The following is a 13,880-nucleotide window of genomic DNA, read 5'->3' as shown; positions in this document are numbered from 1 at the left end:
TTGGGGCGAAAGCGCGGCTATTCCGCCAGGGTCGCCGCTTCGAGCTCAGAGGCGCTGTCGAAGAGACCGACAAAAGCCGCGCGGCTCTCCTCGAGCTTCTCGATATGGAAATGCGCCACTTCCGCCAGTTTGCGCGCGCCGTGATCGGTCAGAGCCAGAAGCGCACGACGCCGATCCTTCGGATCTTTCACCCGCTCAATCAGCTTGGCATTTTCCAGCCGATTGACCAGTTCAGCGGCGGTGTTCGGGCGGATCAGCAGCAGACGCGCGAGTTCGCCGACGCTAATCGGCTCTTCGTCACGGCGGGCTTTAATGGCCAGCATCGCCTGATACCGGCGCGGTCCAAGATTGGAGCGCTCCAGCATCGCGTCGCTGAGCGCCGTGAATTGACGCAGAGCGTGGCGAAAACGGGCCAGCTTCTCGTAGTCCTCGCGGCTGAGCGCTGGCGTATTCAAACCTTCTACCGGCATGCCTAACCCTCACCAAACAGTTCCGCCCGGCTGAGTCTCCCGGACGCGGTGAATTATACTGTAGTAACACTCCCCGCCAACAACAAAAATATCGTTGTGAGACGGGTTTCAGTCAGGTCTATGTCAGGCAAACTTCGGGTTAAGCTCACCCGAAGCATAACGTTTGGCCATAACTGATACTGGCAATGGCGTCAGCTTAGCTGCCTTACCAGCAGTATTGAACTGCTCCAGCCGATCTTTACAAAGCTTGGTCATCGCGTCGAGAGCCGGCTTCAAATACTTGCGCGGATCGAATTCGCCGGGGTGTTCGGCCAGGATCTTGCGGACCTGTCCGGTGATCGCCATCCGGTTGTCGGTGTCGATATTGATCTTGCGCACGCCGTTCTTGATGCCGCGCTGAATTTCTTCGACCGGCACGCCCCAGGTCTGCGGCATCTTCCCGCCATAGGCATTGATGATGTCCTGCAGATCCTGCGGCACCGACGAGGAGCCGTGCATGACCAGATGCACATGCGGCATCCGGCGATGGATATCCTCGATGACATTCATGGCCAGCACCGCGCCGTCGGGCTTGCGCGAGAATTTGTAAGCGCCATGCGAAGTCCCCATGGCGATGGCGAGCGCGTCGACCTGCGTCTCCTTGACGAATTTCACTGCCTCCTCCGGATTGGTCAGCAGCTGGTCATGCGACAGCTTACCTTCCGCCCCATGGCCGTCTTCCTTCTCGCCCATGCCTGTCTCAAGCGAGCCGAGCACGCCGAGTTCACCCTCCACCGAGACACCGCCCAGATGCGCCATCTCGACGACCTTGTTGGTGACGCCGACATTGTAATCCCAATCGGCCGGCGTCTTGCCGTCGGCCTTCAACGAGCCGTCCATCATCACCGAGGTAAAGCCGGCCTGCATGGCCGTCACGCAGGTCGCCGGCTCATTGCCGTGATCGAGATGCACGCAGACCGGAATATGCGGATACATCTCAACGACCGCATCCATCATATGGCGGAGCATGATGTCGTTGGCATAGGCACGCGCGCCGCGCGACGCCTGGATGATGACAGGCGCGTTGGTCGCGTTCGCCGCCGTCATGATCGCCAGCGCCTGCTCCATATTGTTGATATTGAATGCCGGCACGCCATAGTCGTGCTCGGCGGCATGGTCGAGAAGCTGCCTGAGGGTGATGCGGGCCATGGAAACGCTCCGATAGACAAATGCGCGTCATGAGACGCGCCGATATAAACTGCGAGATTAGCTGCGGGCGCGCAAGACCTCGACGCCGGGCAGGGCCTTGCCCTCCAGCCATTCGAGAAACGCACCACCCGCTGTGGAAATATAACTGAATTTATCGCCGACGCCTGCCTGGTTCAGCGCGGAGACCGTATCGCCGCCGCCAGCTACCGTCAGCAGCTCGCCATCGGCGGTACGCTGCGCGGCGAACTGCGCCACGGCATTGGTCCCCGTATCGAACGGGCTGATTTCGAACGCCCCGAACGGGCCATTCCAGACCAGCGTCTTCACATCCGACAACAGCTTGTCGATCGCGTCGATCGAGGCCGGGCCGATGTCGAGGATCATTTCGTCATCATGCACATCGTCAACTGTAGCAACGCGCGAAGGCGCATGCGCTTTGAATTCATGCGCCACCACCACGTCTATTGGCAGCACGATCGTGCAATGAGCTTCACGCGCCTTGGCGAGAATCTGCGAGGCGGTCTCGATCATATTGCGCTCGACCAGGGACTTGCCGACCTTCTTGCCTTGCGCGGCAAAGAACGTATTGGCCATGGCGCCGCCGATGATCAGATATTCGACCTTCTTCATCAGGCTGCCGAGCAATTCCAGCTTGCTCGACACCTTGGCGCCACCGACGATGGCGGCAAGAGGCCGCTCCGGCTCGTCGAGCGCATGGGTCAAAGCGTCGAGCTCAGCCTGCATGCTGCGCCCGGCCGCAGACGGCAACACATGCGCCAGGCCTTCGGTCGAAGCGTGGGCGCGGTGCGCTACCGAGAAACCATCGTTGACATAGATATCACCCAGGCGCGCCAGTTCGGCGACGAAGACCGGGTCGTTCTTTTCCTCGCCGGCATGGAAGCGCGTGTTTTCCAAGAGCAGGACATCGCCGTCCTTCATCTGCCCAACCGCTTCCTGCGCTTCGGAGCCGATGCAATCGAAGGCGAAAGAAACGGGCCAGTCGAGATGTTCGGACACGGCCGCGGCGAGCGGCTTCAACGAACAATCTTCATCGGGACCATTCTTAGGCCGACCGAAATGCGACAGCAGGATCAATCGGCCACCACGACTGATGATTTCCTTCATCGTCGGAATGATGCGCTCAAGACGGGTCGTGTCGGTGACGCGGCCACTCTCGACGGGCAGATTGAGATCGACGCGCAGCAACACGCGCTTACCCGTCACATCGACGTCATCCAAAGTACGGAATTTCGCCATCGTCAGGTCCTGGCTGGTTCCTTGATCAGATTTCAGCGCGGCGATCTGCATCGGATCAAACCAGCTTACCCATGGCGACGGCGGTATCAATCAGGCGGCATGAGAAGCCCCATTCGTTGTCGTACCAACTCAGTACGCGCACGAATGTTCCGTCAATGACCTTCGTCTCCATGGTATGGAAGACCGCAGAATGACTATCGTGATTGAAGTCGACGGAGACGTTCGGATCATCCGTGTAGCCGAGGATGCCCTTCAACTGCTGGGAGGCGGCACGACGGACAATGTCGTTGATCTCCTCCTTCGTCGTCGCCCGCTTGGCGGTGAATTTTAGATCGACAACCGAAACATTCGGCGTCGGCACGCGGATCGAAGAACCATCGAGCTTGCCGGCGAGCTCCGGCAGCACGAGGCCCACGGCCTTGGCAGCACCGGTCTTGGTCGGGATCAGCGACAGCGCGGCGGCGCGGGCGCGATAGAGATCCTTATGCGTCGAGTCATGGGTCGGCTGGTCGCCGGTATAGGCATGGATCGTCGTCATAAAGCCATGCTCGATGCCGATCGTATCGTTCAGCACCTTGGCCACGGGCGCCAGGCAGTTCGTCGTGCACGACGCATTCGAAACGACGATGTGGTCCTTCGTCAATTTGTCGTGATTGACGCCATAGACGACGGTCAGATCGGCATCATCGCACGGCGACGACACCAGCACCCGCTTGGCGCCGGACTCAATATGGGCGATGGCGGTCGATTTCTTGGTGAACTTGCCGGTGCATTCGAGGACGATGTCGATGCCCATGTCCTTGTGCGGCAGTTTCGAGGGATCGCGCTCCATGGTGAGCTTCATCGGCCCATGGCCGGCGTCGATCGTATCCTTGGTATAGGTAATAGGACCGGGAAAGCGGCCGTGGACACTGTCGTATTTCAACAGGTGGACGAGGGTCTCAACCGGGGCCGTGCCATTTACCGCGACGACTTCGATATCCTTCCGGCCGGCTTCGATGATCGCACGAAGGGCGAGACGGCCGATGCGACCGAACCCATTGATCGAAACCCTGACTGCCATGAAGTTTTTCTCCAATCCTCTGCTACGACGGCCTGACCCTGTTTGCCACCCTACCCGTTGTGGCGGGCAATTGCGGCACCCGCAACGGCTTGCGCGGTAATACCGAAATGTTCGTAAAGTTTCTTATAGGGCCCACTGGCACCAAACGTTGACATGCCAATGAACACCCCATCGGACCCGATGATAGCGTCCCACCCCATGCGGATTGCGGCTTCCACCGCGACCTTGACCGGAGCGTCGCCGATCGTCCGCTTGATATAATCCTTGTCCTGAGCCAGGAACAGATCATAGCAGGGAACCGAGACGACTCGCGCCGAAATACCCTTTTCGGCCAGAAGCTTACGAGCATCCAGCGCGATCTCGACCTCAGAGCCGGAGGCAAAGATCGAAACCTGCGCGGCACCCTCGGCGCCCGCCAGCTCATAGGCGCCCCGGGCGCTCAGATTTTCACGCATGAACGTGGTGCGCACCTGCCGCAGATTCTGCCGGGTCAGGGCGAGCACGGAGGGCGTATGGGCGCTTTCCAGCGCCGCCTGCCAGCACTCCAGGGTTTCGGTCAGATCGGCCGGGCGGAACGTGTTCAGATTGGGAATGGCCCGCAGCGCCGCCAGATGCTCGACCGGCTGATGGGTCGGACCGTCCTCACCCAGACCGATGGAATCATGGGTCATCACTTCGATATTGCGCACACCCATGAGCGCGGCGAGGCGCAGCGCCGGACGGCAATAGTCGGTGAAGACCAGGAAGGTCGCGCCCGACGGGATGAAGCCGCCATGCAGCGCCATGCCGTTGATGGCCGCCACCATGCCATGTTCGCGGATGCCCCAATGTATGTAACGGCCGGCGTAATGGCCCGGCGAAATCTCCGGCGTCGCCGCCACCTTGGTGTTGTTGGAGCCGGTCAGATCGGCAGAACCGGTGAGCAGTTCCGGCACGACCGGCGCCAGCGCCGCCAGCACCGCTTCGCCCGCCTTGCGGGTCGCCCACGGCTTCGCGTCGGCCGCAGCCTGCTGCTTGAACGCTTCGACCGCCGCACCGAAACCGGCCGGCAATTTGCCGGCAAGGCGCCGCTCGAATTCCGCTTTCTTCGCCGGATCGAGCGCCGCCAGGCGCTTTTCCCAGGCTTCGCGGCGCGCCGCGCCACGACTACCAGCCTGGCGCCAAACGGCCAGGATATCGTCGGGGATCTCGAACGGACCGTAGTTCCAACCAAGCGCCTTGCGCGCGCCCTCGATCTCAGCGGCGCCAAGCGCCTCGCCATGGGCCTTGGCCGTGCCGGCCCGGGTCGGGGCGCCAAAACCGATGGTGGTCTTGCAGGCGATCAGGCTCGGCTTGTCGGACTTCTGCGCCCGCTCGATCGCGGCCAGGATCGCCGCCTGGTCATGACCGTCGATTCGCTCGGCGGCCCAGCCGCAGGCCTCGAACCGCTTCACCTGATCGACCGAGTCGGCGACCGAAAGCGGCCCATCGATGGAAATGCCGTTGTCGTCGTGCAGGACGATCATCCGGTTAAGCTTAAGATGACCGGCGATGGCGATGGCTTCCTGGGAGATGCCCTCCATCAGGTCGCCGTCGGAGGCCAGCACATAGGTATGGTGGTCAACCACATCGCCGAATTCGGCATTGAGCATCCGCTCCGCCAGCGCCATGCCGACCGCCGTGGCGATGCCCTGGCCCAGCGGCCCCGTCGTCGTCTCGACGCCGACAGTGTGGCCATATTCTGGATGACCGGGCGTCAAGGACCCAAGTTGACGGAAATTCTTCAGCTGCTCCAAGGACATGCCCGGTGCGCCGGTGAGGAACAGCACAGCATAGAGCAGCATCGAGCCGTGGCCCGCCGACAACACGAAACGATCGCGATCGGGCCAGTGCGGCGCCGCCGCATCATATTTCAGCACCTTATCGAACAGGACCGTGGCAATATCCGCGGCGCCCATCGGCAGCCCAGGATGACCCGAGTTGGCTTTTTCGACCGCATCCATGGCCAAAGCGCGGATCGCGTTGGCCATAGCGCCATTAGAAACAGTCATGGGGATTGTCCGTGGAATGGCCGTAACGAGCGACGACGAGCGTACTCCTGACGACGGGCTGGATTGCTAACGAAAACGCGCTCCTGATAGCACCTCGACCGGGCCTGTCAAAGCCGGGCGACGGATTTGGCTCAGAAAATGCCTGAAAATCCGCCGGAAACCGATTGTCCTGTGGGCAAAATCACCGTTTACGTTGACGCTCGCGCCCGACTGGTCGCTAATAGCCCCATGCGCATCCAGCCGTGCCGTGCCGCGAGTCTGACATGACCCTGCCGCCCCGCCTCGACGCCGCCATGAAACGCCTCGAAGCCGCTCTGTCCCATTTGGAAGCTGCCGGCGAACGCCGCATCGTTGCCGAAGGCACGCGCGGCAATCTCGAGGAAGAACTGATGGTGATGCAAGATGACCGTGCCCGCCTGGCAGCGGAGCTCGACGGCGCCCTTGCGCGCGCCCGCAGCCTGTCGCTCGCCAACTCCGAAGTGCGCCAGCGCCTGGAACAGGCCAGCGACGCCCTGCGCGTCATGATCAGCGAGACCCGCCCCAGCGAACCAAGCGAAGGGGGCGACTAGCCATGGCGCAGATCACAGTCACGGTCGGTGGACGCCCCTATCGCATGGCCTGCGCCGATGGCGAGGAAGACCATCTCGAATCATTGGCCCGTGTGGTCGATGACCGCATCACCGAATTGCGTGGATCCTTCGGCGAGATCGGCGATCAACGCCTCGCGGTGATGGCGGCGATTTCGATCGCCGACGAACTGTCGGAAAGCACCCGCAAGATCACGCGCCTGAACGGCGAGATCGAAGAGCTCAACGACGCGCAACGTTCGGCGCAAACCAGCAGCGACGCGGCCGCCGAAAGCGCCGCCGACCGGCTGGATAATATCGCCGCCCGCATCGAACGGCTGGCACAGGTGATGAACGCCGCGGGCAAGACGCAACAATAGAAAAAACCAGCAACAGGCTCGTCATCCCGTGAGCCAGGCAAACGCCCGACGGATCAGCGCGCGCCCGTCTTCGGTCACAGGCGTTCCGTGCGCCATCAGCACCTTTTCCGCCGGCCATGACAGAACCCGTTCGAGCGCGGCACGCGCCGCACGGCGATTGGTAAAGGCAACGCGAAACTTTCTCGGCACGGAGGGCTCCGACGCCACCATCAGATCCCATTTCGCCACATAGGCGCGCCAGCCGGAAAACCAGTTGGCGGAGAACCGTTGCAGCAGATCGGTGAAGAGCACCGTGCCGCTCCGAGCATGGAAGAACACCACCTCGGTCGTGATGACATTGCCCAACATCACGACCTGATCGATCTCCCCGGCCCAATCCGGTTGCGGCTCGTTTGCAAGATCACCATCAAAGGCGATGTCCTTGCGCTTCTCTCGCAATCCAGGTGCGGCATAGACCCGCGCGTCGGGATAGGCCTGCTGCCAATCGGCGATGAAGACGTGATGCAGGGAATTGGGCGCGATGAGATGCCGGACCTTGCCGAGAGCCTCGACCTTAGCGCAGAGATCGTCCGTCAGTGCTGTTGGCGACCAGATGAAGAGATCGCCGCTCGACAACCTGATGACGGCCATACGTGTGGGATAATGAAACCCCAACGCCGCGACCACGTCGGAGCCATCCGCGATCCAGATATCGGAACCGAATTCCTTCAGCATGCTTGACCCAATCCTATCGATGCCGTTGGCGAGAATAGTCGACGCGGATGACAAAGGGAAAGCGTGATCGAAGCCTCAATGTCATTCCCGACACGCCACAGGCGTGAGCGGCAATCCAGAACAGCCGCTTCACCGTCGATCACTCTACCAGGCACCTCTGGATCCCCGCTCAGCCGCTGCGCGGCTGTCGGGGATGACACCGAAGCAACAGACCCTAACGATACCCTTCCGCTTGCAACTCGAACAATTCCGCATAACGGCCGCCGAGCGCGATCAGCTCGTCGTGGTTGCCGCTCTCGACGATCTCGCCATTCTCCAACACGAGAATGCGATCGGCCATGCGCACCGTGGTGAAGCGATGCGAGATCAGGAGCGTCGACTTCGTCGCGCTGAGATTGCGGAAACGGTCGAAGACGCCGGCCTCGGCACGTGCATCGAGCGCCGCCGTCGGCTCATCCAGGATCAACACCTCCGCATCGCGGAAGTAGGCCCTGGCAATGGCGATCTTCTGCCATTCGCCGCCGGACAGATCAAAGCCCGTGGCGAAACCACGTCCGAGCATTTGCTCATAGCCCTGCGGCATGCGCGCGATCAGTTGATCGGCAAGACTGTCCTGCGCCGCCGCCTGGACACGTAGCGCGTTGTCGATCTCCTCGACACGGCCGATGCCGATATTGTGCCCGGCGCTGAAATTGTAGCGCATGAAATCCTGAAAGATGGCCCCGACATGGGCGCGCAGATCGTCGGGATCGAAGTCTCTGAGGTCGATGCCATCGACAGTGATACGGCCTTCCTCAAGATCATAAAGCCGGGTCAGCAGTTTCACGATCGTCGTTTTACCGGCGCCGTTCTCGCCGACCAACGCCAGGGTTTCGCCGGCCTTCAGAATAAAACTGAGGTGACGCACCGCCCAGTTCTCCTTGCCCGGATAGCGAAAGCCGACATTCTCGAACACGATGCCTTGCCGGATCGGTGATGGAAATGGACGCGGCGTCACGGGAGCGGCCAAAGCCGGCTTGGCATCGAAGAACGAGAACAGATCGTCGAGATAAGCAGTCTGCGCCGCGATCTGCGTCAGCCCGACGGTCAATCGCTCGAACAGACCGTTGAGCCGCAGCAGCGAGCCCGACAAAAAAGTGAGGTCGCCGATGCTGATGGCGCCATTCACGGCGCGCCAGGCGACATAGGCATAGGCGGCATAATAGGACAGCGAACTGACGAGGCCGAGAGCGCTGCCCCAGATCGTGCGGCGGATCGCCAGATTGCGGTTGGACGTCTGAATGATCGCCGCCAGTTTCGAGAAACTCTCGACCAGGTAAGGACCAAGGCCGAACAGCTTCACTTCCTTGGCGGCTTCCGGATTGGCGCCGACCCAGCGCAAATATTCGATGCGCCGGCGCTCCGGCGTGATCTGACTGTTCAGGCCATAGCGTTGGCCATTGAAATAGGCCTCACTGACGGTCGAGGGAATAAGCGCAACCAGCAGCAGGAACACCAGCACCGGCACGAAGATAATCAGGCCGGCCACCAGCGCCACGACGGTGATCGTGTCCTGCACCTGATTGAGCATCATGCCGAGCAGACCGTTGCCGATGAAGGTCTGCGCCCGCGCCCGCTGCAACTTGTCTTGGAATTCGCTGTCTTCGATATCCTTCAGATCGAGACGCGCCACATGCGCGATCAACCGCCCAGCCATCAGATTGCTATGGCGTTCGGCGATCAGGTTTTCGGCCAAGGTGGTGAGCCGCCCCATGACATTGCCGGCGGCGGTCAATGCCAGTTCGAGCGCCAGCCAGCCCAACAGCAAGGTCAACCGGCCCGACACCCACCAATCGTGAAACTCCGGCCCTGGCGCTGGCTGGTGCGCCTGCGCGATCACCTCATCGATGATCAGCTTGCCGACATAGAGCATGGCCGGCACTTGCAGCGCGCGCAGCAGGCGTATCCCAAGGATCGACGACAGCAGGCCGGGGCTCACCGCCCACAGGGTCGCCACGAGGCGCGGCAGATGTTTCCAGGTGTCGAGGCTGAGCCCTGCCTGCGACAGACGCTCGGCACGGCTAGCACGGGTGGCGCGGACAAGGGGCGGTGGCACGACAAATCCTCAAAGTGGCAGTCCCCAAAAAGGAAAACCCGGAGCGTCCCGCGCTCCGGGTCTTTCGGAGATGTAGTGACAATCGCTTGGATTGCGACACATTGCTGTCAGGAACCGTGCGGGGCCCCTGAAGATAAACCCGCCGTTTAGCCGCCCATCTTGGCCACGAGCGCGTCCGACACTTCGAAATTGGCGAACACGTTCTGCACGTCGTCGTTGTCTTCGAGTGCGTTGATCAATTTCAGAATCTTCTCGCCAGCTTCGTCGTCGACCGCGATCGAATTCTGCGGCCGCCACACCAGTTTGGACCGGCGCGGCTCGCCAAACTTGGCTTCCAGCGCCTTGGAGACTTCGGCGAAAGCTTCCAGCGACGTGGTGACCAGATGCCCGTCTTCCGAGGTGGAGACATCATCGGCGCCGGCCTCGATGGCGGCTTCCATCATCGCATCTTCGGACGAGACCTTGGTGTCGAACTCGATTTCGCCAACCCGGTCGAACATGAAGGACACCGCGCCGGTTTCCGCCAGCGCCCCGCCCGCCTTGGTGAAATAGGAGCGCACTTCGCCGGCGGTGCGGTTACGGTTGTCGGTCAGAGCCTCGATGATCACCGCCACGCCGCCGGGCGCATAACCCTCGTAGCGCACCTCGTCATAATTCTCGCTGTCGCCGCCGATGGCCTTCTTGATAGCGCGCTCGATATTGTCCTTCGGCATGTTCTCGGCACGCGCCACCTGAATGGCGAGGCGCAGGCGCGGATTCATGTTCGGGTCAGGCATGCCCATCTTGGCCGCGACGGTGATTTCGCGCGCGAATTTGGAGAAGAGCTTGGAGCGGATCGCGTCCTGCTTGCCCTTCTTGTGCATGATATTCTTAAACTGACTATGGCCTGCCATAAGGGTCCCCACGGGCGGGGGCGGCGCAGCAAAGGCGCGCGCACGCCCCGGGAAAAATCGGCGGCGTTATACGCCGTCATCGGGCTGTTGCAAAGGAAGCCGGCCCGTTTTCCAGGGCGGACAATGGTCAGTCAGGCCTCCCCTCAAGGCCAGCGCCAACTGATGAAGCGAATAAGCCAGTCGAAATCCGGCAAGATGGCGACCCAGGTATCAATGCCAATGGCCAGGATCATCGCCCCCACCAGCGATACGACCGTACCGATGAACACCCCATTGGAAAAGGCTTCATACTCGCGATTGAGGATCCAGGAAAAATAATAGCGGAAAATCGAGGCCAGTCGCATCATCGGCGCGACGATCGCCACCGGGGCCACAGCCAAGGCCATATAGCGGGTCATCTGCGCGACCCCGACAAAGAGACTGGCCACGGCGAACCAACCGAAATCGCCCCGGCGCATCGTCCGTAGATCGCGCCAGGCGGCGGGATTGACGAAAGCGGCGAAGACCACCGCGGTCGCCGCGGCATAGGAGATCAGCCCGGCAGCAACCGCACGCCCGAGCGTGAGACCGCCATTCTCAAGGCTGAAGCGCACCAGGATCGGGCTCACCCCATAGGCGATCGCCGAAACGGCCGAATAGAAGAAGCCCTCGCCATACGCCGGCGTGAACGCCAGCGCTCGGGCCGACGGCGCCGCCACGGGCTTTGGCCGCTTGAAGGCCAGAATCGGCCCAAACAGCACCAGCACGATGCCGATAATCATGCCGCCCGTCAGGGTTTCGCCGAGAAACCAGACGGCCAGAGCCAAGGCGATCAGAATGTTCGCGTCCTGGATCGGGCCGGAAAGATTGGCGCCGATCGCCTTCTGCGAACGGTAGTTGGCATAACGCCCAACGACGAAGTGAATGATCCCGGCCAGGGAAAGCCAGGTCACGTCCCACCAGGAGAAACTCCACAAATCCTCGAATGATCCGAAGATCGGCAGGCAGACCAGGAAGAAGGGCACGCCGAACGGCACCGAGACCACCATGGCCTGCAGAACACTGCCCGACAGAACACCGCGTCGCGCCGCCGCATTGTTAAACGCAAAGGTCGCCGCAGACAGCAGCGCCAGCAAGACCCCCAGCATGCATTCACCCCCGAAAGTAAAATCCGCGTTTCAGCCGAAACGCGGATTTTGCCTTGGTCTCAGTTGTGACGCGTCTTCATCGCTATGAAACGCTCTCGCCGCTTTCTAGGGCACGCGCGCCGCCGCCCGACAACCGCCCTTCACGCGTGGCTTGTATCCGCGTCACCAAAACGACGGCACGGCTTCCGCCAGCCGCCCGCCCAGGCGCACCGGCGCGACTTTCACGGCCCGCCCGGCCGCATCAGCCTCGACGGCGATGCCGCACAGCGTCGCCACACCCTCGGCCGGCTCGAAACGGCCCGAGGAAATACGACGGGTGAAGCGCTGCAGCGGCTCGCCCTTCTGCATGCCGATGACGCTGTCGTAATCGCCGGTCATGCCGGCATCGCTCTGATAGGCCGTGCCGCCTGGCAGGATCTGCGCATCGGCGGTCGGCGCATGGGTGTGGGTGCCGACAACGAGCGTGGCGCGCCCATCGCAGAAATGGCCCATGGCGTATTTTTCGCTCGTCGTCTCCGCGTGCACGTCAACGACCACCGCATCGCACATCTGCCCGAGCGGGCAGGCCTCAAGCTCACGCTCGACGGCGGCGAACGGATCATCGAGCGGATCCATGAAAATGCGGCCCATGACATTCATCACCAGCACGCGCGCACCGTTCTTCGCCTCAAACAGATTGGCGCCGCGCCCTGGCGTCCCAGTGGGATAATTGGCGGGCCGGATCATGCGCGGCTGACGCTCGATGAAGACCAGCGCCTCGCGCTGATCCCAGGCGTGATTGCCAAGCGTGACGCAATCGGCGCCAGCGTTAAGAAACTCGTCGCAGATCGCCTCAGTGATGCCAAAACCACCGGCGGCGTTCTCACCGTTGACCACGACGAAATCGAGCTTCCAGCGCGCTCTGAGATCCGGCAGATAATTCAGGAGCGCCGTGCGCCCCGTGCGTCCCACAATGTCACCGATGAAAAGCAGACGCATGCCGGTTCCTTCAATCCCAAGATTGGCGCCCAAGATTGGTGCCCAAGATTTATGCCCAAGCCAATGAACAGTCGATCACGTCCCGCTCGGTGATGATCAGATCGAGCGGTTGGTCGTGTGCTTCCTCCGGCACCCGAGCGGCCTCCTGGCAGCCATAAGCGATGCCGATCGCTGGAACCGATCGGCTGGCGCGCAGCCGCTCCAGGGTCAGATCGTAGTGGCCGGCCCCATAGCCGATGCGAAAACCGCGCCGATCAAACACCGCGAGTGGCACAAACAGCAAATCCGGCTGCACTTCCGGCAGGCGCGATGATGGTTCCGGGATGCGCATCTGGCCGTCGACCATCGGCTGGCCCCAGCGCCAGCGCCGGAACAGCAGCGGATGTCCCCGCCCCACGGTCACCGGCAAAGCCGTCACGAATTCATGGTAGTCGAGCGCTTGCAGGAGCAGGCGCGGATCAGCCTCATCGCCGATCGGCCAAAACACCGAAACGGTCCGCACCATGGCGCGCCGGGCGATCGCCACCCCTTCGATCGCCAGCCGTTCGGCGAAGGCCTGACGCACGTCCGCCGGGATCGACGCGCGACGCGCCAAGGCATCACGCCGCATTTCGGCTTTGCTGAGGGGGACGGTTTTGATTCCGGACATCTTCTGCGCCTACGGGACACGGAATCCCTAGGCCCCCCAGGCGCCCCTGACAACAGGAAAGGCCGCCAAAGGCCCCATCAAATCAGAAGCCAAGGGGACGGAAGGGCAGAAAAATGGACAGAAAAGCGAAAAAAGAGAAGTGCGGAGCCGCCTGAGCCGTGAGATCATCGATCCCGGGAACCTACAGAGTAGGTGGGCGCCGTGTGTCCAAGTCCACGGACAAGGCCAGGGACAGCTCCCTTAGAGATCGATAAGGCCCCGGGAATACATATCCGCACGTACACCGCAGCCCCGCTTCTGCAATGTAGGTGCAAAGCGTCACGCGCGCCACCCTGCTCAACAACTATTCTTATCGGTGTGGACGATGGTGGCGATTGCCCGAAGCGATGGCATGCGATTTTGGCGCGCTGCACACGGGGTCGTGAAGATCGGTGAGCGACCAAAATTTAAATTTATTAGTTTCAATAAGT

13 protein-coding genes and 1 other RNA gene are annotated in these 13,880 nt (G+C 61.7%); 2 read left to right on the top strand and 12 right to left on the bottom strand.

Going from position 1 to position 13,880, the window contains the following annotated elements:
* Positions 1 to 17: 17 nt before the first annotated feature.
* From BLW50_RS23815 to tkt, 5 genes are all read right to left on the bottom strand, one after another.
* Complete coding sequence (locus tag BLW50_RS23815) at positions 18 to 470, bottom strand: MarR family winged helix-turn-helix transcriptional regulator (RefSeq protein WP_090707355.1); 453 nt, start codon at positions 468 to 470, stop codon at positions 18 to 20.
* A 123-nt stretch (positions 471 to 593) separates the two neighbouring features.
* Complete coding sequence (fba, locus tag BLW50_RS23810; RefSeq protein WP_090707354.1) at positions 594 to 1,658, bottom strand: class II fructose-bisphosphate aldolase; 1,065 nt, start codon at positions 1,656 to 1,658, stop codon at positions 594 to 596.
* 57 nt (positions 1,659 to 1,715) lie between these two features.
* Entirely contained in the window at positions 1,716 to 2,915 is a 1,200-nt protein-coding gene (locus BLW50_RS23805; protein WP_090709613.1) for a phosphoglycerate kinase, read from the bottom strand.
* A gap of 55 nt (positions 2,916 to 2,970) precedes the next feature.
* Positions 2,971 to 3,978: a type I glyceraldehyde-3-phosphate dehydrogenase gene (gap, locus tag BLW50_RS23800; protein ID WP_090707353.1), complete on the bottom strand. Its 1,008-nt coding sequence runs from the start codon at positions 3,976 to 3,978 to the stop codon at positions 2,971 to 2,973.
* 50 nt (positions 3,979 to 4,028) lie between these two features.
* The gene (gene tkt, locus BLW50_RS23795) at positions 4,029 to 6,008 is read right to left on the bottom strand and encodes a transketolase (RefSeq protein WP_090707352.1); all 1,980 of its coding nucleotides are present in this window, start codon (positions 6,006 to 6,008) and stop codon (positions 4,029 to 4,031) included.
* 263 nt (positions 6,009 to 6,271) lie between these two features.
* Here tkt and BLW50_RS23790 point away from each other — a divergent pair, with 263 nt between their 5' ends.
* Both BLW50_RS23790 and BLW50_RS23785 read left to right on the top strand, forming a co-directional pair.
* A complete protein-coding gene (locus BLW50_RS23790) occupies positions 6,272 to 6,577 on the top strand; it encodes a DUF4164 domain-containing protein (RefSeq protein ID WP_090707351.1) in 306 nt (101 codons plus the stop codon).
* 2 nt (positions 6,578 to 6,579) lie between these two features.
* Positions 6,580 to 6,954 carry a cell division protein ZapA gene (locus tag BLW50_RS23785; RefSeq protein ID WP_090707350.1) on the top strand — a complete coding sequence of 125 codons (375 nt, stop codon included), beginning with the start codon at positions 6,580 to 6,582 and terminating at the stop codon, positions 6,952 to 6,954.
* A gap of 21 nt (positions 6,955 to 6,975) precedes the next feature.
* Here the strand turns inward: BLW50_RS23785 and BLW50_RS23780 are convergent, their stop codons facing one another.
* The 7 genes from BLW50_RS23780 to ssrS all read right to left on the bottom strand — a co-directional run bounded on the left by BLW50_RS23780 (position 6,976) and on the right by ssrS (position 13,705).
* Complete coding sequence (locus tag BLW50_RS23780; protein WP_090707349.1) at positions 6,976 to 7,668, bottom strand: DUF4336 domain-containing protein; 693 nt, start codon at positions 7,666 to 7,668, stop codon at positions 6,976 to 6,978.
* Positions 7,669 to 7,882: 214 nt separating this feature from the next.
* Positions 7,883 to 9,763, bottom strand: a complete 1,881-nt coding sequence (locus BLW50_RS23775; protein WP_244544366.1) for an ABC transporter ATP-binding protein — start codon at positions 9,761 to 9,763, stop codon at positions 7,883 to 7,885.
* Positions 9,764 to 9,909: 146 nt separating this feature from the next.
* The gene (locus tag BLW50_RS23770) at positions 9,910 to 10,656 is read right to left on the bottom strand and encodes a YebC/PmpR family DNA-binding transcriptional regulator (protein ID WP_090707348.1); all 747 of its coding nucleotides are present in this window, start codon (positions 10,654 to 10,656) and stop codon (positions 9,910 to 9,912) included.
* A 143-nt stretch (positions 10,657 to 10,799) separates the two neighbouring features.
* Positions 10,800 to 11,783, bottom strand: coding sequence for a DMT family transporter (locus BLW50_RS23765; protein WP_090707347.1), 984 nt, complete (start codon positions 11,781 to 11,783; stop codon positions 10,800 to 10,802).
* A 162-nt stretch (positions 11,784 to 11,945) separates the two neighbouring features.
* Complete coding sequence (locus tag BLW50_RS23760) at positions 11,946 to 12,761, bottom strand: TIGR00282 family metallophosphoesterase (RefSeq protein WP_090709609.1); 816 nt, start codon at positions 12,759 to 12,761, stop codon at positions 11,946 to 11,948.
* 49 nt (positions 12,762 to 12,810) lie between these two features.
* Positions 12,811 to 13,410, bottom strand: coding sequence for a 5-formyltetrahydrofolate cyclo-ligase (locus BLW50_RS23755; RefSeq protein ID WP_090707346.1), 600 nt, complete (start codon positions 13,408 to 13,410; stop codon positions 12,811 to 12,813).
* 140 nt (positions 13,411 to 13,550) lie between these two features.
* Positions 13,551 to 13,705: non-coding RNA, 6S RNA (gene ssrS, locus BLW50_RS23750), on the bottom strand.
* Between the last annotated feature and the right edge of the window lie 175 nt (positions 13,706 to 13,880).

Origin of the sequence: Beijerinckia sp. 28-YEA-48 (assembly GCF_900104955.1) — a bacterium.
Taxonomy (GTDB): domain Bacteria; phylum Pseudomonadota; class Alphaproteobacteria; order Rhizobiales; family Beijerinckiaceae; genus Terripilifer.
Note: the sequence above shows the minus strand (reverse complement) of the source record. Positions and strands in the feature narration are given on the sequence as shown.